Genomic DNA, 26,865 nt, shown 5'->3' with positions numbered 1-26,865 from the left:
TGATATCGATGGCATATGACGACTGAACTGCGGGTTCTCGACCCTTCGGAGTGGGACCGCTGGTACGGGGTGCTGTTGCTCGCCTTCGGCGGTGTGCCGGAGTCCCCGGAGGAGAGCCGACTGTGGCGTGACCTGACCGAGTTCGACCGTTCCCTGGGCGCCTGGGACGGCGACTTGTGCGTCGGTACGGCGGGGGCTTTCTCGTTCCGGCTGACGGTGCCGGGCGGGGCGTCGGTCCCGGCGGGCGGGGTGACGATGGTGAGCGTGGCCGGAACTCATCGGCGCCGCGGGATCCTCACCTCGATGATGCGTCGGCAGCTGGACGACCTGCGGGCGGCGGGCGAGTGCCTGGCCGTGCTGACGGCCTCGGAGCCGGAGATCTACGGGCGGTTCGGTTACGGCGTCGGGGCGTACTCGGTGCACGCGAGGATCGACACGAACCGGGTGCGGCTGACGGTTCCGGAGGGCACGGACGGGGTCTCCCTGCGCCTGGCCGACCTGACGGAGTCCTCGGCGGTGTGCGAGGCGGTGTACGCGAAGCTCGTCCCGGCGCGGCCCGGGATGCTCGCGCGGCGGCCGGGGTGGGAGCGGCTGCCGCTGCTCGACCCGGTGGGCGAGCGGGAGGGCGCGTCGCCGCGGCAGTGCGTGCTCGCGGAGCGGGACGGGGAGGTCGTGGGCTTCGCGCACTACGCGATCAAGCCGGAGTGGTCGCACGCGGGCTCCGGCGGGACCGTGCACGTGCACGAGCTGACGGGCCTCGACCCGCTGGCCGAGGCGGCGCTGTGGCGGTTCCTCTGCTCGCTGGACCTGACCTCGTCGGTACGGTTCCGCAGCCGGCCCGTGGACGACGGCTGGCAGCACCTGGTGAGCGACGTGCGGCGGTGCGAGCCGACGATCCGGGACGGGCTGCACGTGCGGCTCGTGGAGGTGGGTGCGGCGCTGGAGGCGCGGACGTACCAGGCGCCGGTGGACGTGGTGTTCGAGGTCTCGGACGCGTTCTGTCCGTGGAACGAGGGGCGGTGGCGGGTGACGGGGGACGCGAAGGGGGCGGTGTGCGTCCGGACGTCCGATCCCGCGGATCTCGCGCTGTCCGTGCGGGAGTTGGGCGCCGCCTATCTGGGTGGGACCTCGTTGGTGTCGTTGGCCTCGGCCGGGCGGGTGCGGGAGCTTCGGGAGGGGGCGCTGGTCGAGGCGTCCGTGGCCTTCGGGTCACCCGTTGCGCCGTGGCTGCCGCACGGGTTCTAGGGCGAGGTCCTGGGGGTGGGCGTGACGGGGTCGGGCACCGCCCTTGGGGTGTTGTGCCCACCCGTTCCTCCCCCGAGGACTCCGTCCAGGGCGGACCCCCGCTGCGGAACGATTGCCCACAGCGCGACCGGCGGGCGGAAGCCCGCAGCTAGCGCTGCTGGCAGTTCGGGCACCAGAAGAGGTTGCGGTTGGCGAGGTCTGCCGTGCGGATGTCGGTTCCGCAGATGTGGCACGGCATGTTCGCGCGGCGGTAGACGTAGACCTCGCCGCCGTGGTCGTCCACGCGGGGTGGGCGGTTCATTGCCTCGGGCGTGTGTTCGGGGCGGACCGTGTCGATGCGGTTGTTCCGTACGCCTTCGCGCATCAGCTCCGCCAGGTCCTCCCAGATCGCGGTCCACTCCCCCGGCGTGAGGTCCTTGCCGGGGCGGTACGGGTCGATGCCGTGGCGGAAGAGGACCTCGGCGCGGTAGACGTTGCCGACGCCGGCGATGACCTTCTGGTCCATGAGGAGGGCGGCGATCGTCGTGCGGGACTTCGAGATCCGGCGCCAGGCGCGGGCGGGGTCGTCGGCGGCGCGGAGGGGGTCGGGGCCGAGGCGGTCGTGCACCGCCCGCTTCTCGGCGTCCGTGATCAGGGCGCAGGTGGTGGGGCCGCGCAGGTCGACGTAGCCCTCGGGGTTCGCGAGGCGGAGGCGGACCGTGTCCGTGGGCGGCGGGGCGGGGGCGTCGCCGAAGTCCACCTTGCCGAAGAGGCCCAGGTGGATGTGGATCCACTCCTCGCCGGGGAAGCCCAGGAAGAGGTGCTTGCCGTGTGCTTCCGTCGTCTCCAGGACCGTGCCGTCGAGCAGGGCCGCCGAGTCGGCGAACTTGCCCTGGGGGCTGGAGACGCGCACGGGCCGGCCGCCGAACCGCTCGCGGTGGTCGGCGGCCAGCCGGTGGATGGTGTGCCCCTCGGGCATCAGGCGGTCGGCTCCTGCGGGTGGTGTGCGGGGATCGGCGGGAGCTCACCGGTGGTCTCGTACTTCGACAGCATGTCGATGCGGCGGGTGTGACGCTCGTCACCCGAGTACGGGGTGTTCAGGAAGATCTCGACGAACTTGGTCGCCTCTTCCCGGGTGTGCATCCGGCCACCGACGGAGATCACGTTGGCGTTGTTGTGCTCGCGGCCGAGGGCGGCGGTCTGCTCGCTCCAGGCGAGGGCGGCGCGGACCCCCTTCACCTTGTTCGCGGCGATCTGCTCGCCGTTGCCGGAGCCGCCGATGACGATGCCCAGGCTGTCCGGGTCCGCGGCCGTCTTCTCGGCGGCACGCAGGCAGAACGGCGGGTAGTCGTCCAGGGCGTCATAGATGTGGGGGCCGCAGTCGACGGGCTCGTGGCCGTGGGCCTTGAGCCACTCGACGAGGTGGTTCTTTAGTTCAAAGCCGGCGTGGTCGGAACCGATATAGACGCGCATGATGCCGAGTGTGGCACGTCAGGGCCCGGGTAGCAGGCAGCGGGGTCGGAGCTTCACCCGACCTGGTACGGACCTTCGACTTTCGCGAGGTCGCCCGTACAACGTTCCGGAATGAGGTCTTCCGATCATCCCTGTTCCCGGGGTTCAATGCTTGGGCTCGCGACCCGAGCGCCCCCCACACACGAGGAAGCGTCGATGAACACGCAACCGACCCTGACGAAGGACGGCCAGGAGACCGGCACCACCGGTGGCTCGCAGTCCTCCGACGGCCTCAAGGCCGGGCTCAAGAACCGCCACCTGTCGATGATCGCGATCGGCGGCGTCATCGGCGCCGGTCTCTTCGTCGGCTCCGGCTCCGGCATCGCCGCGGCCGGCCCCGCGATCCTCCTCTCGTACGCTCTCGTCGGCGCCATGGTCGTCTTCGTGATGCGGATGCTGGGCGAGATGGCCGCCGCCCGGCCGTCCTCCGGCTCCTTCTCCGCCTATGCCGACCAGGCCCTGGGCCGCTGGGCCGGTTTCAGCATCGGCTGGCTGTACTGGTTCTTCTGGGTCGTCGTCCTCGCCGTCGAGGCGACCGCCGGCGCCAAGATCCTGGAGAGCTGGATCCCGGCCGTCCCGCAGTGGGGCTGGGCGCTCATCGTGATGGTGGTGCTCACCGCGACCAACCTGGGCTCCGTCGCCTCGTACGGAGAGTTCGAGTTCTGGTTCGCCGGCATCAAGGTCGTCGCCATCGGCGCCTTCGTCGTCATCGGCCTGCTCGCGATCTTCGGGGTGCTCCCCGGCTCGGACAACCCGGGCGCCGGATTCGCGCACCTCACCGACAGCGGGGGCTTCTTCCCGATGGGCGCGGGCGCGGTCCTCACCGGTGTGCTGATGGTCGTCTTCTCGTTCATGGGCAGCGAGATCGTCACCCTCGCCGCCGGTGAGTCCGAGGACCCGCAGAAGGCGGTCACCAAGGCCACCAACAGCGTGATCTGGCGGATCGGCGTCTTCTACCTGGGCTCGATCTTCGTCGTCCTCACCCTGCTGCCGTGGAACGACAAGTCGATCGTCGACAAGGGTTCGTACGTCGCCGCCCTCGACTCCATCGGCATCCCGCACGCCGGCCAGATCATGAACGTGATCGTCCTGACGGCCGTCCTGTCCTGCCTGAACTCGGGGCTCTACACCGCCTCCCGCATGGCCTTCTCGCTCGGGCAGCGCGGTGACGCGCCGAAGGCCTTCGCGAAGACCAACAAGCGGGGCGTGCCGACGGCCGCGATCCTCGGCTCGGTCGTCTTCGGCTTCCTCGCGGTCTTCTTCAACTACAAGTGGCCGGACACCGTCTTCGCCTTCCTGCTGAACTCCTCCGGCGCGGTCGCGCTCTTCGTCTGGCTGGTCATCTGCGTGACCCAGCTGCGGATGCGCGGCATCATCCTGCGCGAGTCGCCGGAGAAGCTGGTCGTGAGGATGTGGCTCTTCCCGTACCTGACCTGGGCGACCATCGCCATGATCGTCGGCGTCCTCGGCTACATGGTCGTCGACGGGGGCAGCAACCGTGAGCAGGTCGTGCTGTCCCTGCTCGTGGCCGCGCTGGTGATCGCGATCGCGCTGGTCCGGGAGCGGGTCGGGAAGTCCGCCGAGAAGTCCGCCGAACCCGTCTGATCCCGGCCGTACGCGAGGCCGCATGCGAAAGGGCCCCGCCGCTCCTCCCGGAGCGGCGGGGCCCTTCGCGTACGGCTCCGGGGTCAGCCCTTGCGGCCGACGAGCTTCCAGGCGGCCGGGAGGGCGCCCATGGCGAGCGCGGCCTTGAGGGCGTCGCCGATGAGGAACGGGACGAGGCCGGCGGCGACGGCCTGGCCGAGGGTCATGCCGGTGGCGAGGGCCAGGTAGGGCACGCCGACCGCGTAGATGATCGCGGAGCCGAGCACCATCGCGCCGGCGGTGCGGAGCACGGAGCGGTCGGCGCCGCGGCGGGCGAGGGCGCCGACGACGGTCGAGGCGAGGAGCATCCCGAGGATGTAGCCGAAGGACGGCATCGCGTAGCCGGAGGAGGCCTGCGCGAACCACGGGACGCCCGCCATGCCCGCGACCGCGTACAGGGCGAGGGAGAGGAAGCCGCGGCGGGCGCCGAGGGCGGTGCCGACGAGCAGGGCGGCGAAGGTCTGGCCGGAGACCGGGACCGGGGAGCCGGGGACCGGGACCGAGAGCTGCGCGGCGAGACCGGTGAGGGCGGCGCCGCCGACGACCAGGGCGATGTCGCGGGCGCGGCTCGCCGGGATGAGGTCGGCGAGGACGGTGCCCGCCCGGAGGGAGCGGACGGGGGCGGCGGCGGTGCTCATCGGTACTCCGCGGGGTGAGGGTGGAAGGGACAGGTCGACGCTATGCCAGGAGTGAGCGCCCGATCACCGTCAGCCGCCGACAAAGCGACGGGCGAGCACTTCGTGGAGACCACACAAAGCCAGCCGCTCACACCTCTCACCGCGTGACGCTTGTCACTGGGAACTCGTATGCAGAGGCCCCTTTTGCGCCGGTGGAGGTTCACTGGAGAGACTGTGGAGTCTCCATAAATCGTCAGAGAGCAAGAGCCCCCACATGCACGACTCCCCCACCCCCGAACCGGAGCCCCTCTCCCACGGTCTGAAGCAGCGTCACCTGACGATGCTGGGGCTCGGCGGGGTGATCGGCGCCGGGCTCTTCGTGGGCTCGGGCGCCGGCATCGCCGTCGCCGGGCCCGGGATCGTGGTCTCGTACCTGATCGCCGGCGCGCTCGCGATGCTGATCATGCGGATGCTCGGCGAGATGTCGGCGGCGATGCCCGCCTCGGGGGCGTTCTCGGTGCATGCGGAGCGGGCGCTCGGCCGCTGGGCGGGGTTCTCGGTGGGCTGGCTGTACTGGTTCCTGCTGGTCGTGGTCCTCGCCGTGGAGGCGACGGGCGCGGCGCGGATCGCGCACGGCTGGGTGCCGGGGGTGCCGCAGTGGGGCTGGGTCCTCGTCTTCATGATCGTGTTCACCCTGGCCAACCTGGCGGCGGTGAAGAACTTCGGCGAGTTCGAGTTCTGGTTCGCCTCGCTCAAGGTCGGCGCGATCGTCCTCTTCCTGGTGCTCGGTGTGCTCGCGATCGTGGGCCGGCTTCCCGACACCGATCCCGTGGGCCTCGCGAACCTGACCGGGCAGGGCGGTTTCCTGCCCAACGGCTGGTCCGGGGTGGTGTCCGGGGTCCTCGCCGTCGTCTTCGCCTTCGGCGGTCTGGAGGTCGTCACGATCGCGGCGGCCGAGTCCGACGACCCGGCGCGGAACGTGGCGCGGGCGGTGCGCAGCGCGGTCTGGCGGATCCTGTTCTTCTACGTGGGCTCGATGCTGGTCATCGTGACCCTGCTGCCGTGGACCTCGATGAAGCCGGGCGAGTCGCCGTACGTGGCGGTCCTGGACGCGATCGGGGTGCCGGCGGCGGGCCAGATCATGAACGTGGTGGTGTTCGTGGCGCTGCTCTCGGCGCTCAACGCGAACCTGTACGGCTCCTCCCGGATGGTGTTCTCGCTCGCGGAGCGCGGGGAGGCGCCGAAGGGGCTGCTGAAGATCGCGGGCGGAGGGGTGCCGCGCCGGGCGGTGCTCGCCTCGGTGGCCTTCGGCTTCGTCTCCGTCCTGCTCAATCTCAAGTGGCCGGATTCCGTCTTCCTCTACATGCTCAACGCCGTCGGGGCGGTGCTCCTCTTCGTCTGGGCGCTGATCGCGGTCTCGCAGCTGCGGCTGCGGCGCCGGATCGAGCGGGAGGCGCCGGAGACGCTGACGCTGAAGATGTGGGGCTTCCCGTGGCTGACCTGGGTGGCGCTCGCCGCGATGGGCGCGGTGCTCGTCCTGATGCTGGTCGACGACGGGGCGCGGCCGCAGGTGCTGTGGTCGGCGGGGGCGACCGGGGCCGTCCTGCTGGTGGCGTGGGCGAGGGAACTGCGCACGAACCGGAACTGATCCTTCACAATGTGTGAGGCCCGTGTCCGTATAGCGGATTCCTGTTCCCTCCGAGCGGGGCGCCCGCCCAGACTGTGGGCTCCCTCCCCGTCTCAGCTAGCGAACAGAGCTCTCTCATGTCTCGGACCACCGCGCCCGCGCCGGCCGACCGCAAGGACGGCGCGACCGCACCCGCTGAGGGCCTCACGCACGGCCTCAAGCAGCGCCACCTCTCGATGATCGCCCTCGGCGGCGTCATCGGCGCCGGGCTCTTCGTCGGCTCCGGCGCCGGCATCGCCGCCGCCGGGCCGTCGATCGTGATCGCCTACGCCATCTCCGGCATCCTCGTGATGCTGGTGATGCGGATGCTCGGCGAGATGTCGGCCGCGAACCCGGCCTCCGGCTCCTTCTCCGTCCACGCGGAGCGCGCCTTCGGCTCCTGGGCGGGCTTCACCTCGGGCTGGGCCTTCTGGTTCCTGCTCTGCGTGGCCGTCGGCCTGGAGGGCATCGGCGCCGCGAAGATCATGACCGGCTGGTTCCCCGGCAGCCCCGAGTGGGCCTGGGTCGCGCTCTTCATGCTGCTCTTCTGCGCCACCAACCTGGCGGCGGTGAAGAACTTCGGCGAGTTCGAGTTCTGGTTCGCGGCGCTCAAGGTCGGCGCGATCGTCCTCTTCCTCGGCATCGGCGTCCTCGCGATCCTCGGTCTGCTGCCCGGCACGGACGCCCCCGGCACCGCGAACCTCAGCGGCGCCGGCGGCTTCTTCCCGCACGGCTCCGAGGGCCTCATCGTGGGCCTGCTCGCCTCCGTCTTCGCGTACGGCGGTCTGGAGACGGTCACCATCGCGGCGGCCGAGTCCGAGCACCCGGTCCAGGGCGTCGCCAAGGCCGTCCGTACGGCGATGTGGCGGATCGCGCTCTTCTACATCGGCTCGATGGCGGTCATCGTCACCCTCCTGCCCTGGGACGACAAGGCGGTCGTCGAGAAGGGCCCGTACGTCGCCGCCCTCGACCACCTGGGCATCCCGGCGGCCGGCCAGATCATGAACGTGGTCGTGCTCGTCGCCCTGCTCTCGGCGATGAACGCCAACGTCTACGGCGCCTCCCGGATGGCCGGCTCGCTGGTCGAGCGCGGCCAGGGCCCGAAGGCGCTGGGCAGGCTGTACGGCGGGGTCCCCCGTCCGGCCGTGCTCGTCTCCTCGGTCGTCGGCTTCGGCTGCGTGCTGCTGAGCTACTGGTCGCCGGACAAGGCCTTCATCTGGCTGCTCAACACCATCGGCGCGATCATCCTGGTCGTCTGGTTCTTCATCGCCGCCGCCCAGCTGAAGCTGCGCCGCCGCACCGAGCGCGAGGCGCCCGAGAAGCTGGTCGTGAGGATGTGGGCCTTCCCGGTGCTGACCTGGGTGGCGCTGGCCGGCATGGCGGCGGTCTTCGTCCTGATGGCCCGCGAGGAGGGCACCCGCGTCCAGCTGTACTCGACGGGCGGCCTGACCCTGCTGCTCGCCGCCATCGGCTTCGTCCGCCAGAAGGCGGCGGCCGACCGGGCCTCCTGAGCCCTTCCCGCACGGACGGCGAAACCCCCGGACCACCGCTCGGTCCGGGGGTTTCGTCGTGCCCGGCACAGCGGACCCAGGCCGAGGGTCTGATCAATTTCCCCCGCACCTACTGTTAGCCTGCACTTGCATATAGGTTGCAACAAGCCGTCGAAGGGCTCGGGCACATGGCGATCTACACACTTCCGGAGCTGCCGTACGACTACGCGGCGCTGGAGCCGGTGATCAATCCGCAGATCATCGAGCTGCACCACGACAAGCACCACGCCGCGTACGTGAAGGGGGCGAACGACACCCTGGAGCAGCTGGAAGAGGCGCGCGAGAAGGACCAGTGGGGGGCGGTCAACGGCCTGGAGAAGAACCTCGCGTTCCACCTCTCCGGCCACATCCTCCACTCCATCTACTGGAACAACATGGACAGCCCGAAGAACGGGGGCGGCGGCGAGCCGCTCGCCGCCGACGGCGTCGGTGAGCTCGCGGACGCGATCACCGAGTCCTTCGGCTCCTTCGCCAAGTTCAAGGCCCAGCTGACCAAGGCCTCCGCGACCACCCAGGGCTCCGGCTGGGGCGTCCTCGCGTACGAGCCGGTCAGCGGCCGCCTCATCGTCGAGCAGGTCTACGACCACCAGGGCAACGTCGGTCAGGGCTCGGTCCCGATCCTGGTCTTCGACGCCTGGGAGCACGCCTTCTACCTCCAGTACAAGAACCAGAAGGTCGACTTCATCGAGGCCATGTGGCAGGTCGTCAACTGGCAGGACGTGAGCAGGCGCTACCACGCCGCCAAGGCCTCCGTACCGCTGATCTCGTTCTGACCCCGCGCTCCTGCTCGTGATCGTCTTCTCAACCTTCACCGGGCAGGCGGAAAAGAGGACGGCCCCCGCGATGACAGGGATCGCGGGGGCCGTCTGGTCGTGCGGACTACTCGAAGCTGGGCGCCGCCGTGCGCGTGCGCTTGATCTCGTAGAAGCCCGGCGTCGACGCCACGAGCAGCGTGCCGTCCCAGAGCCGGGCCGCCGCCTCGCCGCGCGGGGTCGGGGTGACGACCGGTCCGAAGAAGGCGACCTCCTCGCCCGTCGGGCCCGGCACCGCGATGACCGGGGTGCCGACGTCCTGGCCGACCTTGTCTATGCCCTCCTTGTGGGAGGCGCGCAGCTCGGCGTCGTAGGTGTCCTTGACGGCGAAGTCCGCCAGGTCCGCGGGCAGGCCGGCGTCGGCCAGGGCGCCGACGATCGCCTCGTGGGTCGGGCCCTCGCCGTTGTTGTGGATGCGGGTGCCGAGCGCGGTGTAGAGCTTGCCGACGACCTCGTCGCCGTGCAGCTGCTGGGCGGCGATCACCACGCGGACCGGGCCCCAGGCCTGGGTCTCCAGCATCTCGCGGTACTCGGCGGGGACCTCGTCGAGCCGGTTCTCGTTGAGCACGGCCAGGCTCATGACCTTCCAGCGCACGTCGACCGGACGGACCTGCTCCACCTCCAGCATCCAGCGGGAGGTCATCCAGGCCCACGGGCACAGCGGGTCGAAGTAGAAGTCGGCGGTGGTCCTGCTCTCGGACATGTCTCTCCTCGGTGAGGCCTCGTGAAGGAAGAAGGTGGTGCGCCGAAAGGAGGCAACCCGCGGACGCGCGGACGCATTCCCGTGTCCCGGGTGACAGCAGCGCGTGGGAGGATCGGTGCTGTTTCGAACGCGCCACGAAGGAGTGACCGTGCCCGGTGAGAATCTGTCCCGCGACGAGGCCCACGAGCGGGCCGCGCTGCTGTCCGTCGACGGGTACGAGGTCGTCCTCGACCTCAGGTCGGCGGTCGGCGACTCCGACGAGGCGGTGCGCACCTTCCGCTCGCGGACGACGATCCGCTTCCGCCGCACGGGGACGGGCGACGCCACCTTCGTGGACCTGATCGCCCCCTCGGTGAACACGGTCACGCTCAACGGCCGCTCCCTCGACCCGGCGGTCGTCTTCGACGGCGCGCGGATCGCGCTCGACGGCCTCGCCGACGAGAACGTGCTCGTGGTGGACGCGCAGTGCGCCTACAGCCGCACCGGCGAGGGCATGCACCGCTTCGTCGACCCGGAGGACGGCGAGGTCTACCTCTACACGCAGTACGAGCCGGCCGACGCCCGCCGGGTGTACGCCAACTTCGAGCAGCCCGACCTCAAGGCCCCGTACCGCTTCTCGGTGACCGCGCCCGAGGGCTGGACGGTGTGGAGCAACGGCGCGGGCGAGCAGGACGCCGAGGGCGTCTGGCGGTTCGCGGAGACGGCGCCGATCTCCACGTACATCACCTGTGTCGTGGCCGGTCCCTACCACTACGTGACCGACAGCTACACGCGCGGCGAGCTGGAGATCCCGCTCGGCGCGATGTGCCGGAAGTCGCTGGCGAAGCACTTCGACGCGGACGACGTCTTCCTGATCACCAAGCAGGGCTTCGACTTCTTCCACGACAACTTCGACTACCCGTACCCCTTCGGGAAGTACGACCAGGCCTTCGTCCCCGAGTACAACCTCGGCGCGATGGAGAACCCGGGCATGGTGACCTTCCGCGAGGAGTACATCTACCGGGGCAAGGTCACCCAGGCCGCGTACGAGAGCCGGGCCAACGTCATCCTGCACGAGATGGCGCACATGTGGTTCGGCGACCTGGTCACCATGGTGTGGTGGGACGACCTGTGGCTGAAGGAGTCCTTCGCGGACTTCATGGGCTCCTTCGCGAACGCCGAGGCCACCCGCTTCACCAACAGCTGGGTGACCTTCGCCAACAACCGCAAGGCCTGGGCCTACCGCGCCGACCAGCTGCCGTCCACGCACCCGATCACGGCCGACATCCGTGACCTGGAGGACGCCAAGCTCAACTTCGACGGCATCACCTACGCCAAGGGCGCCTCGGTCCTCAAGCAGCTCGTCGCGTACGCCGGGCGGGACGCCTTCCTCGAGGGCGCGCGCCGCTACTTCAAGCGCCACGCCTACGGGAACACGCGCCTGGCCGACCTCCTCTCCATCCTGGAGGAGACCTCCGGGCGGGACATGAAGGCCTGGGCGAAGTCCTGGCTCCAGACCTCCGGCGTCAACAGCCTGACCCCGGCCGTCACCTACGACGCGGAGGGCCGGATCACCGAGCTCGCCGTCCTCCAGGAGGGCGACGAGCTCCGTCCCCACCGCGCCGCCGTCGGCCTCTACCGGCTCTCGGACGGGGAGCTCGTGCGGTACGCGCGGGCCGAGGCCGACATCACCGGCGTCCGGACCGTCGTCACCGACCTCGCGGGCGAGGCCAGGCCCGACCTGGTGCTCGTCAACGACGACGACCTCACCTACTGCAAGATCCGCTTCGACGAGGGCTCGCTCGCGACCCTGCGGGCGCACCTCGGCGACATCACCGACCCGCTCGCCCGCGCCCTGTGCTGGTCGGCGCTGTGGAACCTGACCCGTGACGGGCTGATGCCCGCCCGGGACTTCGTCGCCGTCGCCCTCGCCTTCGCGGGCCGGGAGACCGACATCGGCGTCCTCCAGATGGTGCACGCCTGGGCGAAGTCGGCCGTCACCCTGTACGCGGCGCCCGCGTGGCGCGAGGAGGGCGGGCGGCTGCTCGCCGAGGGCGGGCTGCGCGAGCTGCGGGTCGCCGAGCCGGGCAGCGAGCACCAGCTGACCTGGGCGCGGTTCTTCGCGGCGACCGCCACGACCGAGGCCGACTTCCAGCTCCTGGAGGGGCTGCTCGACGGCACGGCGAAGATCGACGGCCTCGACGTCGACCAGGAGCTGCGCTGGGCGCTGCTCTCCCCGCTGGCCGCGCACGGCCGCGCGGACGAGGCCCGGATCGGCGAGGAGCTGGCCCGGGACGACACCGCCACCGGCAAGCGCCACCAGACGCGCCTGCTCGCCTCGCGGCCCTCGGCGGCGGTCAAGGCGCAGGCCTGGGCTCAGGTCGTCGAGTCGGACACCCTGTCGAACGCGCTGGTCGAGGCGACCATCGCGGGCTTCGTCCAGCCCTCGCAGCGCGAGCTGATCGCGCCGTACGCGGAGAAGTACTTCGCGGCGATCGAGCGGCTGTGGGGCGAGCGGTCGATCCAGATCGGCATCGACGTGGTCCGGGGCCTGTTCCCGGGGCTCCAGGACCGCCCGGAGACCCTGGCCGCGACGGACGCCTGGCTGTCGGAGCACGAGGCGGCCGCGCCGGCGCTGCGGCGGCTCGTGCTCGAGGCGCGCGACGACCTGGCGCGGGCGCTGCGGGCCCAGGAGTGCGACGGCCTGGCCTCGTGAGTCCCTGCCGGTGGGGGTCGCGGTCCGCGGCCCCCATCGGCAGTCGAACGCGCGTACTTTAGGGCGAGGTTGTCCCTAAATGTCGACGAGCGTGTAACAGGGGTTAGGGGAGCCTTCGGGAGCGGAAGACCCCCGGCATGAACCACAACACCCCCATCACCCCCCGCCCCCTCCCCCTCTCCTCCCGCACCGCCCAGGCGCAACGCCTCGCGTCCGCCGACCAGTTGAGGGCGCAGGGCGTCCCCGCCGCCGAGGTCGCCGCCCGGTGCCGGCCCGGCGGCTGGCAGCAACTGCTGCCCGGCGTCTTCCTGCTCCACCCCGGACCGCCCACCAGCGAGGACCGGCTGCGGGCCGCACTGCTCTACGCCCGCAGGACCGGGGCCGTACCCACGCAGGGCCCGGACGCGATGATCACCGGCCTCGCGGCGCTGACCCTGCACCGCTTCTCCTCCGCTCCCCCGCTGACCGCCCTGGAGCGCATCGACGTCCTGGTGCCGCGCACCCGGCGGCTGCGCTCCACCGGCTGGGTGCGGGTGGTCCGCGCCCCCGAGCCGCCGGAGCCGGTGGAGCTCACGGGCCTCCCCGTCGCCCCGGTCGCCCGCGCCGTCGCCGACGCGGTGTCGGGCCTCTCGGACGCGGAGACGGCCCGCCGGCTGCTCACCGAGGCCGTGCGCGGCGGCCACTGCGAACCGGGCGCGGTCGTGAGGGAGTTGAGCCGGGCCCGGCTGCTGTCCCGGCCGCACGTGGTGGACGCGGTGGACTCGCTGCTCGCCGAGGGGCGCTCGCTCTCCGAGCAGCGGCTGTACGAAATGGTGCGGGAGTTCGCGCTGCCGGACCCGCTGTGGAACGTGGACCTGCGGCTGCCGGGCGGCCCGCACCTGGGCGGGGTGGACGCCTACTGGCCGGACCAGGCGGTGGCCGTGGAGCTGGACACCCGGGCGCCCCGGCAGGACGACGACGAGCTGTGGACCGAGTACACCCGCAAGCGGGAGCACCTGGAGCGGCTCGGCATCACGGTCGTCCACCTGACCCCGCGCAAGCTGCGCGAGGCGATGGACCAGCAGGCCACGGTGGTCCGTACGGCCCTGATGGCCGCGCCGGACCGGCACCCCGCCGCGTACGTCGTCGTCCTGCCCAGGTGACGGCCTACTTCTTCGGGGCGGTCCCGCAGAACTCCGCCTCGACGACCTTCTGGGTGTCGCCCGTCCAGTCGGCGTTGAAGTTGCCGGCGAGGGAGTGCTCGCCGTCGCGGGTCGCCTGGGCGAACGAGGAGGAGCCGTGGATGCCGCCGCCGTGGCCCCAGACCTCCACCCCGCAGCTCAGCTCGTCCTTCATGAGCCCGAGGCCGTAGCCCACGGTCGGGGAGATCGGGACGGTGGTCGTCATCTCGTTCAGACCCTGCTTCGTGAGGAGCCGGCCCTTGAGGAGGGCCCGGTAGAAGGTCTGCAGGTCGCGGGAGTCGGAGATGATCTCGCCCGCCGCGCCCGCGATGCTCGGGTTGAGCGCGGAGACGTCGTGGACGGGGGCGTTCACGTCCCGGGAGAGCTTGGAGTACGCCGGGCTGCTGGGCTCCGGCATGGCCGAGCGGGTCCCGGGGACGGTGGTGGCGCGGAGCTTGAGCGGCTTGATGATCCGGTTCTCGACGGCCTTGCCGTACGGACGGCCGGTGACCTTCTCGATCACCATGCCGGCGAGGACGAAGTTGGTGTTGGAGTAGTTCCAGGAGGTGCCGGGCTCGAAGTCCGGCTTGTGGGCCATGGCGACGGAGACCAGCTGCTGCGGGGTCCAGGTGTCGTAGCGGTGCTCCAGGAAGTCCGGGCCGAAGACCCTGGCCTGGAAGGCAGGGTCGCTGGTGTAGCTGTAGATCCCGCTGGTGTGGTTGAGCAGCTGACGGACCGTGATCCTGCTGCCGTCGTGGCCGTTGCCCCGGACGACGCCCGGGAGCCACTTCTCGACCGGGTCGTCGAGGTCGATGCGGCCCTCCGCCTGGAGCTGGAGGAGGACGGTGGCCGTGAACGTCTTGGTGATGGAGCCGACGCGGAAGCGGTCGTCGCCGTGGCGCTCGCCGGCGGTGCCGGTCCAGCGGCCCCGGCCGTCGCGGGCCTGGGCGACGGCACCGGGCACGCCGTCGGCGACGGCCGCGTCCAGGGCCTGCTGGGTGGCCGCGTGGTCCTTGCGGTCCTCGTGGTTCGCCGGTGCCGCGAGGGCGGGGGTGGCGAGGGCGGTGGCCGTGAGGCCCGCGACGAGGGTGGCGGCGAGGACGGTACGGACGGTGGCGCGTGCGGCTGACATGCGGGGCTCCCCTGACGTACGGACGTGATCGGTCACGGGAGGGGACCGCGGGGTCCGGGGAGCGGGTTGAGAGCGATCTTGACGGTTGAGCGCTTTTCAGCCGTTTGCCGGGTTCGTGAGGCGGGAGCGGCCCACCGGGGGCCTCTCCCGCCACAGGTCGAGGCCGATGTCGACGAGTTCGACGCGGGTGAGGGAGGGCACGGTGTCCAGCGGATGCCAGGCGGCGAGGTCCGTGGAGCCGTCGGTCTCGTGGCGCAGCGTACCCCCGGTGACCTGCGCCTCGTAGATGATCCGCAGACCCTGCCAGTCTCCGGGCCCGCCGAGCCGGCGGAGCCAGGAGCGCCGGATGGAGTCGATGCCGAGGAGGGCGGTGGGCTCCGTCAGGTACCCGGTCTCCTCCTCCACCTCGCGGACGACGGTGTGGACGGGTTCCTCGCCGTGGTCCATGCCGCCGCCCGGCAGGGTCCACCGCTTGACCCCGTCCTTCGCCACCCAGCGGGCGAGGAGTATCTCGTCGCCCCGGACGCACACGGCGTAGGCCGCCACCCTCAACTCCTGCTGCATGGAACGAGGTTAGAGCCAGTACGCGGGATACGTCCGCCCCGTGGCACGGGCGGCCGCCGGTCCGGCGGCGACCAGGAGGACGGAGGCGAGCGCGAGAAGGCCGAGAAACGACCAGAAGGGCGGGTCCTGGAGGGCGACGATCACGGCCGTGGCCGCGGCGGGCGAGTGCGGGGTGCGGGCCGTCATCATCACGCCGAGCGCGAGGCCGCCGGCGACGGCCGCGGCCCAGGGGCCCGGGGCCGCGACGGCCAGGACCGCGAAGCCGGTGAGGGCGGAGAGCAGTTGGCCGCCCACGACCGAGCGGGGCTGGGAGAGCGGGAGGTCGGGGGCGCCGGCGACGAGGGCCATGCTGGCCGCCAGGGGCGGGATGAGGAGGGGTTGGTGGAGGAGGGTGCCTATGGCTGCCAGGAGGAGGAGGGCGGTGACGGCGGCGGTCGTCGAGACGAGGACGGCTCGGGGACGGGGGCGGGGTGGGACGGTGGCGGTCGTCAACTGGGCCTCCATGGGTGCGGGTTCGTCGAGGTGCGGGTCGGGGGCCCTGGGTGCGGGTGGCACGTTCGGCGTTGTGCCCACCCGTTCCGCCCCTGCGGAACGATTGCCCACAACTGGGCGGCGGGCGTGAGCCCACAACTAGGCGGGGTTGGCAGGGGAGTACTCCGGGGGTGACCAGCGCAGGGGGCTGCCGGAGGGGGTTTCGATGGTGTGGGCGATGCGGAAGCGGGTCACGCGGGCGTCGGGGCCGTACTCGGTGTGGGCGTGGCCGCTGAGCTGGAGGGTCAGGCCCGTCTGCCAGTCGAGGAAGAGGAGGCCCGCGCGGCCGTCCGACTCCAGGTTGCCCAGGGTCAGGAACATCGCGTTGCCCGGGTAGTCGAGCCAGCTGAGCTCCCCGGGCGCGTCGACCCGGACGAAGCCGGGGTTGCCGCCGCGGTGGCTCGTGTCGACGCCGTCGGGGGCGGCGGTGGCGATGAAGAAGGTGTCGGCCGCCCGGATCCGGCGGATCTGGTCGGGTGTGAGCTCCTCGCCGTGGTGTGCGGTGACGGGCTCCGGGCCGGCGGGCTCGGAGCCGTACCACTCCCTCTTCTGGAGGTACTTCGGGCAGTTGGAGAAGACCTGCTCGGCCTCGATCGTGAAGCCGCGGGCGCTGGTCCGGGCGGTGCCGTTGAGGCGCATGCGGCGGCGGGTGCGGGGGTCGAGGGCGATCGTGCCGACGGGGGCTCCGTCGGGCGTGCCCTCGGGGAGGGCGGCGGCGACGGAGACCGTGTGGGGGCCGGTGGCCCGGACGAAGCCGGGCTCACCGGTGAGCAGGGTGGACCAGACGCGGCCCTCGGCGTCCGCCGCGCCGATCATCAGCATCGGCTGGGCCTCCAGGAAGGCGGCGGCGATGGGGCGGATGCCGTTGGTGATGGAGCGGCCCACGTGGGCGGCGAGGTCTTGGACGCCCTCGCGCGCCTGTACGGCCAGGGAGCCGGGGTGGTACGCGGTGTTCACGGAGGCCTCCGGAGTGCGGGGTCGGCGGTGGGTGCGGGTGCGGGCGCGGAAGCCTCCGGCGCCGGCAGGGCGCGGGTCCGTTCCGCCCAGGGGGCACCTCCCGGACGGAGTCCGGGGGAGGAACGACTGCCCACAAAGGGGGCGGCGGGCGGGCGCCCGCAGCCCGGCGCGACTAGAAGAAGCCGCAGGTGGGGGCCGTCTCGCTCGGGGCCTCCGCGCCCTCCGCGCCCTTCGGGACCGAGATTTCCAGGCGGGTGCCGTCGGGGTCGTGGAAGAAGATGCCGCCGGAGGCAGCGCCTTCGCGGTGGGCGACGACGCCCTCGTAGGCGAAGGTGGCGCCGCGGGCGGTGAGGGCGGCCTCGGCGGCGCGGACGTGGTCGAGGGACTCGGCCTCGAAGGCGAGGTGGTGGAGGCCGGGCCGGGCGGAGTCGTAGGTGCCCTCGGACTGCTGCCAGAGGGTGAGGACCAGGCGGCCGTCCTGGCCGAGGAAGGCGTAGCGGCTGTCCTTCTCCGCGCCCTCGCCGAGGACCTCGAAGCCGAGGACGTCGCCGTAGAAGGCGAGCGAGCGGGTCAGGTCGGTGACGTTGAGGCCGACGTGGTGGGTGGCGAGCGTGCCGATCGCGGACATGACGGTTCCCCTCGGACAGGGCAGCCCCTCTCGGGCTAACCTTCTATCTCGACTTTAGGGGTTAGCCAGAGCGAGAGTCAACCGCTCACGTACTCTTGAGGGGTTAGTTCATCGAGGAGGGTGCCGCCATGACCGCCATCGACCCCCGGCCGCTCACCGGCGAGCCCGTCTCCCTGGACCTGCTGAACACCCGCTGGAACCTGGAGGGCGTCCGCCAGGACCTGCTGACGGACGTCGAGGGGCTCGCCGTCTGGCTCGCCGCCAACGGCCTGGAGGAGCGGTTCGCCGCCGACGCGACCACCCTGCGGCACACCCTCACCGCCCGGGACGCGCTCGCCGCGCTCGTCGACCGCCCCGGCGACCCCGCCGCCACCGCGCGCGTGGACACCGTCCTCGACCACGGCCGCATCCGGGCCACGCTCACCGCCGAGGGCCCCGGCGAGGAGCCCGAGTTCGCGGACCCCGCCTGGGGGCCCGGCTGGACCGCCGCCCGCGACTACCTCGACCTGCTGCGCACGGCGCCCGACCGGATCCGGGCCTGCGCCCACGAGGCATGCATCCTGCACTTCTTCGACACCTCGCGGAACGGCACCCGTCGCTGGTGCTCGATGGCGGTCTGCGGCAACCGCGCCAAGGCCTCCCGCCATTACGCCCGCACGAAGGAGAGTTGAGCCGTACCGCACGGCAACTCGCCCCCGTTCAGGGGAGTTCGTCCCGTGTGACGCTTCCACGGCGCTGGCGGGTTTACGCCGCGGCGGCAATCCGGTCCCGGGCAACTCTCCCCAAACCCCTGCCTCTTGCGAAAGGCTGAGCGGTCATCCGGCATCAGCATCCGGACACCCTCCTTTCACAAACAGGGATGTAAATGACCACCCCCGAAACTCGGAGCTCCATACCCGGAAGCGCGACGCACGGGCCCAGACGCGCGGCGCGCATCGCTGCCGCCGCGGGACTCGTCGCGGCACTCATCGCGACCGGTGCCGCGCCCGTGCTCGCCGCCGAGGACCCGGCGGCCACTCCCCCGGTCAAGTCCTCGGACCCGGCCGACAAGCTCGGCGCCGTCGACGCCCAGCGGCTCACCGAGGCCGAGGCCAGCGGCGAGAAGAACGTCACCGTCCTCGTCGCCACCGTCCCCGGCGCCACCGAGCAGGTCGCGGCCCAGCTCGACGCCGTCGCCGGCGCCTCGGTCGGCAAGCAGCAGGACGCGCTCGGCTACGTCCGCGCCACCCTGCCGACCGCCAAGGCCGCGGCCGCCATCAAGGCCGCCACCCAGCTCTCCTCCGTCCAGTCCATCGACCTCCAGGCCGAGATCGCGCTGGACGACCCGACGCCCGGCGCGGACGCCGTGAAGGGTGCCGTCGACGGCACCACCGTCACGACGACGTACCCGGCCCCGGGCAAGGACACCCCGGCGAAGAACCCGTACAACCCCTCGTACGAGACGGGCGCGGTCGACTTCGTCAAGGAGCACCCGAAGGCCGACGGCCGCGGCGTGACCATCGGCATCCTGGACTCGGGCGTCGACCTGGCCCACCCGGCCCTGCAGAAGACCACCACCGGCGAGCGCAAGATCGTCGACTGGGTCACCGCCACCGACCCGCTGACCGAGGGCGACGCCACCTGGCGCGCCCAGGTCACCCCGGTCACCGGTCCGGTCTTCACCGCCGCCTCCCAGAGCTGGAAGGCCCCGGCGGGCTCGTACCAGTTCAGCCGCTTCACCGAGGCGGTCACCGCGGGCGGCGACCCGAAGGGCGACATCAACCGGGACGGCGACACCACCGACGTCTTCGGCATGCTGTACGACCCGGCCGCCGGAACCGTCCGCGTGGACACGAACCAGAACAACGACTTCACGGACGACGCGCCGATGAAGCCGTACAAGGACGGGTACCAGATCGGCTACTTCGGTACCGACGACCCGGCCACCGAGGTCTCCGAGCGCACCCCGTTCGTCGTCGAGATCCGCAAGGACGTTCCGATGGACCCGCTCGGCGGGACCTGGGTCGGCCAGAAGCGCGACTTCGTCAACATCGGCCTCGTCGAGTCCGAGCACGGCACCCACGTCGCCGGCATCACCGCCGCCAACGGCCTCTTCGGCGGCAGGATGAGCGGCGCCGCGCCCGGCGCGAAGATCGTCTCCTCGCGCGCGTGCACCTGGTCCGGCGGCTGCACCAACACCGCCCTCACCGAGGGCATGACGGACCTCGTCGTCAACCGCGGCGTCGACATCGTCAACATGTCGATCGGCGGCCTGCCGCAGCAGAACGACGGCGACAACGTCCGCTCGCGCCTCTACACGCGGCTCATCGACACCTACGGCGTCCAGCTGGTCATCTCGGCCGGCAACGAGGGCCCCGGCATCAACACGATCGGCGACCCCGGCCTGGCCGACAAGGTCATCTCGGTCGGCGCGGCCATCTCCCAGTCGACCTGGGCGGCCAACTACGGCTCGGCCGTCGAGAAGAAGTACGCCATGTTCAACTTCTCCTCGCGCGGCCCGCGTGAGGACGGCGGCTTCACCCCGACCATCACCGCCCCCGGCTCGGCCGTGAACACCATCCCGACCTGGCTGCCGGGCGCCGGCGTCGCCGAGGCGGGCTACACCCTGCCCGCCGGCTACGGCATGCTCAACGGCACCTCGATGTCCTCGCCGCAGGCGACGGGCGCGAGCGCGCTGCTGATCTCGGCCGCGAAGCAGAAGGGCATCGCGCTCTCCCCGCTCACCCTGCGGACCGCGCTGACCTCCACCGCGAAGCGCATCCCCGGTGTCGCCGCGCACGAGCAGGGCTCGGGCCTCATCAACATCGTGGAGGCCTGGGAGTCGATCAAGGACGGTGCCACCGCCCACGACTACAAGGTCCAGGCCCCGGTCGACACCGTGATCTTCCCGGCCCCGCACACCGGCACCGGTGTGTACGACCGCGAGGGCGGCCTCAAGGTCGGCCAGAAGAAGGTCTACGACGTCACCATCACGCGCACGAGCGGCCCGGACCGGCCGATCGAGCACGAGCTCGACCTCAAGTACAACGACGGCACCTTCCGCATCCTCGGCGACGACGAGATCGACCTGCCGCTGAACAAGCCGGTCACCGTCAAGCTCCAGGCCCGCGCCGCCACCGCCGGCGTGCACAGCGTCATCCTGGAGGCCGACGACGAGCGCACCGAGGGCGTCGACAAGCAGATCCTCGCCACCACCGTCGTCGCGGACGACCTGGTCGCCCCGGGCTACGGCTTCACCGCCTCCGGCTCGGTGCAGCGCAACAGCACCAAGTCCTACTTCGTCACCGTGCCGAAGGGCGCCAAGACGCTGGAGGTCGCGCTCGGCGGTCTGAAGGAGAAGAGCCAGACCCGGTTCATCTCCATCCACCCGTTCGGCGTCGGCATGGAGTCGAGCGCCTCGACGACGTGCTACCCGCACTACAACCCGGCCAACACCTGCCGCCCGGACCTGCGGTCCTACGCGAACCCGACGCCCGGCGTCTGGGAGATCGAGGTCGAGGCCCGCCGCACGTCGCCGGACCTGGACAACCCGTACACCCTGAACGTCACCGCCCTCGGCGCCGACTTCGACCCGGCCGTCCAGACGGTCCCCGAGGCGAAGATCGGCACCCCGGCCGCCGTCCAGTGGCAGGTCTCCAACCGCTTCGCGGGCATCACGGGCACCCTCAAGGGCGGCTCCCTCGGCTCGCAGAAGACCGAGACGCCGACCATCCAGAACCACGAGAAGCAGACCCGGACCGTCACCATCGGCGAGGGCGTGGAGCGGCTCGACATCGGGATCGGCAACACCTCCGACCGGGCCGCCGACCTCGACCTCACGGTCACGCTGAACGGCGTGAAGGTGGCCCAGTCGGCGGACGGCGACTCGGAGGAGTCCGTCTCCCTGCTCAACCCGGCCGCGGGCACGTACACCGTCACCATCGACGGCTACTCGGTCCAGGCCGCGGGCGGCACCACGTACGACTACAAGGACGTGTACTACTCGTCCGCGCTCGGCTCCGTGAAGGTCGACGCCTCGAAGCCGGTCACCCTGGCCAACGGCGCGACCGCCCCGGTCTCGGCCGAGGTCCTCGTCGCCGGCGCGGCCCCCGAGGGCCGCCAGTTCTTCGGCGAGGTCCAGCTCCTCAACGCCCGCGGCACCGTCGCGGGCACCGGCAGCGTCCTGATCGGCGCCGTCACTCCGTAACACCGCACGCGTGAGGGGGCGGGCGCCGGAACCGGTGCCCGCCCCCTTCGCGTCCCCGTCCCCGTCCGCGAGTCGTCCGCCCCTTGGACAATGGATTGGACAAGGTGCCCCGGGACATACGCATCATGGACCGGCAGCACCCTGCACATTCGTACGGAGGAGTCCCCGTGAAGGTCGGAATCGTCGGAGCCACCGGTCAGGTCGGCACGGTCATGCGCAAGATCCTCGCGGAGCGCGACTTCCCGGTGGACGAGCTGCGCCTCTTCGCCTCCGCCCGCTCCGCCGGCACCGTCGTCGACGGCATCACGGTCGAGGACGCCTCCACCGCCGACTACACCGGCCTGGACATCGTGCTCTTCTCCGCCGGTGGCGCCACCTCCAAGGCCCTCGCCGAGAAGGTCGCCTCGCAGGGCGCCGTCGTGATCGACAACTCCTCCGCCTGGCGCCGCGACCCCGAGGTCCCGCTGGTGGTCTCCGAGGTCAACCCGCACGCGATCAAGGACCGCCCCAAGGGCATCATCGCCAACCCGAACTGCACCACGATGGCCGCCATGCCGGTCCTCAAGCCGCTCCACCAGGAGGCCGGGCTCACCGCGCTGATCGCCACCACCTACCAGGCCGTCTCCGGCTCGGGCGTGGCCGGTGTCGCCGAGCTGGACGGCCAGGTCAAGGCCGTCGCCGAGCGCGCCACCGAGCTGACCCACGACGGCGAGGCCGTGGCCTTCCCGGAGCCCGGCGTCTACCGCCGCAACATCGCCTTCAACGTCATCCCGCTCGCCGGGAACCTCGTCGACGACGGCACGCACGAGACCGACGAGGAGCAGAAGCTCCGCAACGAGTCCCGCAAGATCCTGGAGATCCCCGAGCTCAAGGTCTCCGGCACCTGCGTGCGCGTCCCGGTCTTCTCCGGCCACTCGCTCCAGGTCAACGCCCGCTTCGAGCGTCCGATCAGCGTCGAGCGCGCCTACGAGCTCCTCAAGGACGCCGAGGGCGTCGAGCTCTCCGAGATCCCGACCCCGCTCCAGGCCGCCGGCAAGGACGCCTCGTACGTGGGCCGCATCCGCGTGGACGAGACCGTCGAGAACGGCCTCGCGCTCTTCCTCTCCAACGACAACCTGCGCAAGGGCGCGGCGCTGAACGCCGTGCAGATCGCGGAGCTCGTCGCCGCCGAGCTCAAGGGCTAGCCGACATTCGAGAGGGGGGGGGGGGCCCGGGGGGGGGGGGCCCCCCCCCCCCCGCCCCCCCCGGCCCCCCCCCCCCCCCCCCCCCCAAACCCCCCCCCCCCCCCCCCCCCCCCCCCCCCCCCCCCCCCCACCCCCCCCCCCCCCGGGGGCCGCGCCCCCCCCCCCCCCCCCGCCCCGCCCCCCCCCCCCCCCCCGCCCGCCCCCCCCCGGCGGGGGGGGGGGGGCCCCCCCGGGGGGGGGCCCCCCCCCCTCCGGCGTGCCCGGCCGTGCCAGAGTTCCCCCATGACCCAGATACCCAAGGGGGCCAACGTCGCGGTGCCCCCGCAGGACCTGCACGTCGCGATCAGCTGGCGCACCGGGCACGGGGTGCCCGACGTGGACGTGTCCGCGCTGCTCCTCGGGGCCGGGGAGCGGGTGCGGGGCGATGCCGACCTGGTCTTCTACAACCACGCCGAGCACCCCTCGGGGGCCGTCCGGCACCTGGGGAAGTCGGCGCCGGGCGCGCCCGGCAGCCCGGCCGCGGACTGGCTGTGGCTGGACCTCGCGCGCGTGGAGCCCGACGTGGGGCGCCTGGTGATCGCCGCCTCCGCCGACGGCGGCTCCTTCGGGCAGGTGCCCGAGCTCGACGTGCGGGTCACGGACGGGGCCGGGACCCCGGTGGCGTCCTGCGCGATCGGGGACGCGACGACGGAGACGGCCTTCGTCTTCGGGGAGTTCTACCGGCGGGACGGCGGCTGGCGGTTCCGGGCGGTCGGCCAGGGGTACGCCTCGGGGCTCGCCGGGCTCGCGACGGACTTCGGCATCGTGGTGGAGTCCCCGCCGCCGCCGATCCCGGGCCCCGGCTACGTCCCCCCGCCGCCGCCCCCGGCGCCCGCCGCCCCGCCCGTGCCGGTGGCCGATCCGTACGGCGGGGAGTTCCGGCCCTCCGTGTACCAGGGGCGCGGCAAGGAGACCGTGCACTGCGACCCGGGGCTTCCGGCGGGGCACTGGGTGCTCCTGGAGATCGAGTCGTACCACTCGCTGTCGACGACGATCGAGACCTGCGACGCGTACGGGCGGGCCGAGGACTTCCTGCTCACGGCGTACGAGGACGACGTACGCGCGCGTACGGTCGCCCTGGTGCCGCGGGCCCGCCCGCTGACGCTGCGGGTGGAGGCCGACGCGCCGTGGACGCTGCGGGTGCTGCCGCTGACCCACGCCCGCCGTTTCGACAGCCACATCGAGGGCATCGCGCACGATCTGGTGATCTACGAGGGGCCGCCCGGGGTGCTCGACTTCCTGCACCACGGGGAGTCCAACGTCACCGTGCACCAGCACACCCCGCCGCTGGACCCGCTCTACGACGACGAGGAGCAGGACCTGCTGGTCAACGAGATCGGCGAGGTCCGGGTGAGCGCTCCGGTGCCGGGCCCGGGGCTGCTGCGGATCAGCGGCGACGGGCCGTGGAAATGCTCCGTGCGCCGGTGAGCCGACCCGTGGAAGGATGGCCCAAACGTCACGAAACCGAGGAGTTGACCGGGTGCCTGGGACAAACCTGACCCGTGAAGAGGCTCAGCAGCGGGCGGCGCTGCTGACCGTGGACGCGTACGAGGTCGACCTCGACCTCACCGGTGCGCAGGAGGGCGGCACCTACCGGTCCGTCACCACCGTCCGCTTCGATTCCGCCGAGGCCGGCGCCGAGACCTTCATCGATCTCGTCGCCCCCGCCGTCCACGAGGTCGTGCTCAACGGCCGCTCGCTGGACGTGGCCGCCGTCTTCCGCGACTCGCGGATCGCGCTCGCCGACCTGGTCGCGGGCCGCAACGAGCTGAAGGTCGTCGCCGACTGCGCGTACACCAACACCGGTGAGGGCCTGCACCGCTTCGTCGACCCGGTCGACGACCAGGCCTATCTGTACACCCAGTTCGAGGTGCCGGACGCGCGGCGGGTCTTCGCCTCCTTCGAGCAGCCCGACCTCAAGGCGACCTTCCAGTTCACCGTGAAGGCCCCGAGCGGCTGGTCGGTGATCTCGAACTCCCCGACGCCGAAGCCCGAGAACGACGTGTGGGTCTTCGAGCCGACCCCGCGCATCTCCACGTACATCACGGCCCTCATCGTCGGCCCGTACCACTCGGTGCACTCGACGTACGAGGGCAAGGACGGCCAGGTCGTCCCGCTCGGCATCTACTGCCGTCCCTCGCTGGCCGAGTTCCTCGACGCGGACCACATCTTCGACGTGACCCGCCAGGGCTTCGACTGGTTCCAGGAGAAGTTCGCGTACGACTACCCGTTCGCCAAGTACGACCAGCTGTTCGTGCCGGAGTTCAACGCGGGCGCGATGGAGAACGCGGGCGCGGTCACCATCCGCGACCAGTACGTCTTCCGCTCGAAGGTGACGGACGCGGCGTACGAGCGGCGCGCCGAGACCATCCTCCACGAGCTCGCCCACATGTGGTTCGGCGACCTCGTCACCATGGAGTGGTGGAACGACCTGTGGCTGAACGAGTCGTTCGCCACCTACACCTCGGTCGCCTGCCAGGCCTCCGTCGCGGGCACCCGCTGGCCGAACGCCTGGACCACCTTCGCCAACGCGGAGAAGACCTGGGCCTACCGCCAGGACCAGCTGCCGTCGACGCACCCGATCATGGCCGAGATCAACGACCTGGAGGACGTGCTCGTCAACTTCGACGGCATCACGTACGCCAAGGGCGCCTCGGTCCTGAAGCAGCTCGTGGCCTACGTCGGCCAGGACGAGTTCTTCAAGGGCGTCCAGGCGTACTTCCAGGCGCACGCCTTCGGCAACACCCGCCTGTCCGACCTGCTCGGCGCGCTGGAGGAGACCTCCGGCCGTGACCTGAAGACCTGGTCGAAGGCGTGGCTGGAGACGGCCGGCATCAACATCCTCCGCCCGGAGATCGAGACCGACGAGAACGGCGTCATCACCTCCTTCGCCGTCCGCCAGGAGGCCCCGGCGCTGCCCGCCGGCGCCAAGGGCGAGGCCGTGCTGCGCCCGCACCGCATCGCGATCGGCTTCTACGACCTGGACGAGGCCGGCAAGCTGGTCCGCACCGACCGCCTGGAGCTGGACATCGCGGCGGCCGAGCTGACCCCGGTCGCGGAGCTGGCCGGCAAGGCCCGTCCGGCGGTCGTCCTCCTCAACGACGACGACCTGTCGTACGCGAAGGTCCGCCTCGACGCCGTGTCCCTGGCGAACGTCACCGCGCACCTCGGCGACTTCGCCGAGTCCCTGCCGCGCGCCCTGTGCTGGGCCTCCGCCTGGGACATGACCCGCGACGGCGAGCTGGCCACCCGCGACTACCTGGACCTGGTGCTCTCGGGCATCGCCAAGGAGTCCGACATCGGCGTGGTGCAGTCGCTCCAGGGCCAGGTGAAGGCGGCCCTCGACCTGTACGCGGCGCCGGAGTGGCGCGCGACCGGTCTGGCGCGCTGGGGCGCCTTCGCCCAGGAGCAGCTGCGCGCCGCCGAGGGCGGCAGCGACCACCAGCTGGCGTGGGCGCGGGCGTTCGCCGCGACGGCCCGTGAGGACGCGGAGCTCGACGTGCTCGCCGCACTGCTCGACGGCTCCGAGGTCATCGAGGGCCTGGCCGTCGACACCGAGCTGCGCTGGGCGTTCGTGCAGCGCCTCGCGGCCACCGGCCGCTTCGACGAGGCGGAGATCGCCGCCGAGCTGGAGCGCGACCGTACGGCGGCGGGCGAGCGGCACGCGGCCACCGCGCGCGCGGCCCGTCCGACGGAGGCGGCGAAGGCGGAGGCCTGGGCCTCGGTCGTCGAGGACGACAAGCTGGCGAACGCCGTGCAGGAGGCCGTCATCGGCGGCTTCGTCCAGGCCGACCAGCGCGAGCTGCTCGCCCCGTACACGGCGAAGTACTTCGCGTCGATCAAGCACGTCTCGGAGACCCGCAGCCACGAGATGATCCAGCAGATCGTGGTCGGCCTCTACCCGACGCTCCAGGTCTCGCAGGAGACCCTGGACGCGACGGACGCGTGGATCGCCGAGAACAACCCCGTTCCGGCGCTGCGGCGCATGGTGACGGAGTCCCGCGCGGGCGTCGAGCGCGCCCTGAAGGCGCGGGCGGCGGACGCGGCCGCCGCGAAGTAAC

The 26,865-nt window shown here is 71.7% G+C and carries 21 protein-coding genes; 12 read left to right on the top strand and 9 right to left on the bottom strand.

Annotation, left to right across the window (positions count from 1 at the left end; genetic code table 11):
• Positions 1-15: 15 nt before the first annotated feature.
• On the top strand, positions 16-1,245 hold the full coding sequence (locus tag ACH4TP_RS14885) for a GNAT family N-acetyltransferase (protein WP_398178661.1): 1,230 nt from the start codon (positions 16-18) through the stop codon (positions 1,243-1,245).
• A gap of 148 nt (positions 1,246-1,393) precedes the next feature.
• On the opposite strand, the gene ACH4TP_RS14880 is transcribed toward ACH4TP_RS14885, so the two are convergent.
• Both ACH4TP_RS14880 and ACH4TP_RS14875 read right to left on the bottom strand, forming a co-directional pair.
• Positions 1,394-2,203 (bottom strand): Fpg/Nei family DNA glycosylase, encoded by an 810-nt coding sequence (locus tag ACH4TP_RS14880; RefSeq protein WP_398438024.1) that lies wholly within the window; start codon positions 2,201-2,203, stop codon positions 1,394-1,396.
• Complete coding sequence (locus tag ACH4TP_RS14875) at positions 2,203-2,697, bottom strand: ribose-5-phosphate isomerase (RefSeq protein ID WP_389221928.1); 495 nt, start codon at positions 2,695-2,697, stop codon at positions 2,203-2,205. Before ACH4TP_RS14875 ends, ACH4TP_RS14880 begins: the two co-directional genes overlap by 1 nt.
• 195 nt (positions 2,698-2,892) lie before the next feature.
• Here ACH4TP_RS14875 and ACH4TP_RS14870 point away from each other — a divergent pair, with 195 nt between their 5' ends.
• Positions 2,893-4,341 (top strand): amino acid permease, encoded by a 1,449-nt coding sequence (locus tag ACH4TP_RS14870; protein WP_398438023.1) that lies wholly within the window; start codon positions 2,893-2,895, stop codon positions 4,339-4,341.
• An 83-nt stretch (positions 4,342-4,424) separates the two neighbouring features.
• Here ACH4TP_RS14870 and ACH4TP_RS14865 read toward each other — a convergent pair whose 3' ends face one another.
• Positions 4,425-5,018 (bottom strand): biotin transporter BioY, encoded by a 594-nt coding sequence (locus tag ACH4TP_RS14865; protein WP_389221932.1) that lies wholly within the window; start codon positions 5,016-5,018, stop codon positions 4,425-4,427.
• A gap of 253 nt (positions 5,019-5,271) precedes the next feature.
• Between ACH4TP_RS14865 and ACH4TP_RS14860 the strand changes: the two genes are divergently transcribed.
• The 3 genes from ACH4TP_RS14860 (at position 5,272) to ACH4TP_RS14850 (ending at position 8,986) form a co-directional block, all read left to right on the top strand.
• Positions 5,272-6,645, top strand: coding sequence for an amino acid permease (locus ACH4TP_RS14860; protein WP_398438021.1), 1,374 nt, complete (start codon positions 5,272-5,274; stop codon positions 6,643-6,645).
• Positions 6,646-6,761: 116 nt separating this feature from the next.
• Positions 6,762-8,174, top strand: coding sequence for an amino acid permease (locus ACH4TP_RS14855; RefSeq protein WP_398438020.1), 1,413 nt, complete (start codon positions 6,762-6,764; stop codon positions 8,172-8,174).
• A 167-nt stretch (positions 8,175-8,341) separates the two neighbouring features.
• Entirely contained in the window at positions 8,342-8,986 is a 645-nt protein-coding gene (locus ACH4TP_RS14850; RefSeq protein ID WP_398178671.1) for a superoxide dismutase, read from the top strand.
• A gap of 106 nt (positions 8,987-9,092) precedes the next feature.
• Here the strand turns inward: ACH4TP_RS14850 and ACH4TP_RS14845 are convergent, their stop codons facing one another.
• Positions 9,093-9,728 (bottom strand): DsbA family protein, encoded by a 636-nt coding sequence (locus ACH4TP_RS14845; RefSeq protein WP_389221940.1) that lies wholly within the window; start codon positions 9,726-9,728, stop codon positions 9,093-9,095.
• A 148-nt stretch (positions 9,729-9,876) separates the two neighbouring features.
• Between ACH4TP_RS14845 and pepN (ACH4TP_RS14840) the strand changes: the two genes are divergently transcribed.
• The gene (pepN, locus tag ACH4TP_RS14840; protein WP_398438019.1) at positions 9,877-12,423 is read left to right on the top strand and encodes an aminopeptidase N; all 2,547 of its coding nucleotides are present in this window, start codon (positions 9,877-9,879) and stop codon (positions 12,421-12,423) included.
• 137 nt (positions 12,424-12,560) lie between these two features.
• Entirely contained in the window at positions 12,561-13,565 is a 1,005-nt protein-coding gene (locus tag ACH4TP_RS14835; RefSeq protein WP_398438017.1) for a hypothetical protein, read from the top strand.
• 4 nt (positions 13,566-13,569) lie between these two features.
• Here the strand turns inward: ACH4TP_RS14835 and ACH4TP_RS14830 are convergent, their stop codons facing one another.
• The 5 genes from ACH4TP_RS14830 to ACH4TP_RS14810 form a co-directional block, all read right to left on the bottom strand.
• Positions 13,570-14,715 carry a serine hydrolase domain-containing protein gene (locus tag ACH4TP_RS14830; protein WP_398438016.1) on the bottom strand — a complete coding sequence of 382 codons (1,146 nt, stop codon included), beginning with the start codon at positions 14,713-14,715 and terminating at the stop codon, positions 13,570-13,572.
• 96 nt (positions 14,716-14,811) lie between these two features.
• Entirely contained in the window at positions 14,812-15,279 is a 468-nt protein-coding gene (locus tag ACH4TP_RS14825) for an NUDIX hydrolase (RefSeq protein WP_398438015.1), read from the bottom strand.
• Between the two features lie 9 nt (positions 15,280-15,288).
• Positions 15,289-15,783 carry an HPP family protein gene (locus ACH4TP_RS14820; RefSeq protein WP_398438450.1) on the bottom strand — a complete coding sequence of 165 codons (495 nt, stop codon included), beginning with the start codon at positions 15,781-15,783 and terminating at the stop codon, positions 15,289-15,291.
• A 126-nt stretch (positions 15,784-15,909) separates the two neighbouring features.
• Positions 15,910-16,767 carry a pyridoxamine 5'-phosphate oxidase family protein gene (locus ACH4TP_RS14815; RefSeq protein WP_398438013.1) on the bottom strand — a complete coding sequence of 286 codons (858 nt, stop codon included), beginning with the start codon at positions 16,765-16,767 and terminating at the stop codon, positions 15,910-15,912.
• A gap of 172 nt (positions 16,768-16,939) precedes the next feature.
• Positions 16,940-17,395, bottom strand: coding sequence for a VOC family protein (locus tag ACH4TP_RS14810; protein WP_398178690.1), 456 nt, complete (start codon positions 17,393-17,395; stop codon positions 16,940-16,942).
• A gap of 128 nt (positions 17,396-17,523) precedes the next feature.
• On the opposite strand from ACH4TP_RS14810, the gene ACH4TP_RS14805 reads away from it, so the two are divergent.
• The 5 genes from ACH4TP_RS14805 (at position 17,524) to pepN (ACH4TP_RS14785) (ending at position 26,864) form a co-directional block, all read left to right on the top strand.
• Positions 17,524-18,066 carry a CGNR zinc finger domain-containing protein gene (locus tag ACH4TP_RS14805; protein ID WP_398438011.1) on the top strand — a complete coding sequence of 181 codons (543 nt, stop codon included), beginning with the start codon at positions 17,524-17,526 and terminating at the stop codon, positions 18,064-18,066.
• A 194-nt stretch (positions 18,067-18,260) separates the two neighbouring features.
• Positions 18,261-21,581 carry a S8 family serine peptidase gene (locus tag ACH4TP_RS14800; protein ID WP_398438009.1) on the top strand — a complete coding sequence of 1,107 codons (3,321 nt, stop codon included), beginning with the start codon at positions 18,261-18,263 and terminating at the stop codon, positions 21,579-21,581.
• 167 nt (positions 21,582-21,748) lie between these two features.
• On the top strand, positions 21,749-22,765 hold the full coding sequence (locus ACH4TP_RS14795; protein ID WP_389221961.1) for an aspartate-semialdehyde dehydrogenase: 1,017 nt from the start codon (positions 21,749-21,751) through the stop codon (positions 22,763-22,765).
• 282 nt (positions 22,766-23,047) lie between these two features.
• Positions 23,048-24,232: a TerD family protein gene (locus tag ACH4TP_RS14790; protein WP_398438007.1), complete on the top strand. Its 1,185-nt coding sequence runs from the start codon at positions 23,048-23,050 to the stop codon at positions 24,230-24,232.
• Positions 24,233-24,284: 52 nt separating this feature from the next.
• Positions 24,285-26,864, top strand: a complete 2,580-nt coding sequence (gene pepN / locus ACH4TP_RS14785) for an aminopeptidase N (RefSeq protein ID WP_398178702.1) — start codon at positions 24,285-24,287, stop codon at positions 26,862-26,864.
• The last annotated feature ends 1 nt before the right edge of the window (position 26,865 follow it).

The sequence above is a fragment of the Streptomyces sp. NPDC021012 genome, assembly GCF_044333355.1.
In the GTDB taxonomy this organism is placed as follows: Bacteria; Actinomycetota; Actinomycetes; order Streptomycetales; family Streptomycetaceae; genus Streptomyces.
Note: the sequence above shows the minus strand (reverse complement) of the source record. Positions and strands in the feature narration are given on the sequence as shown.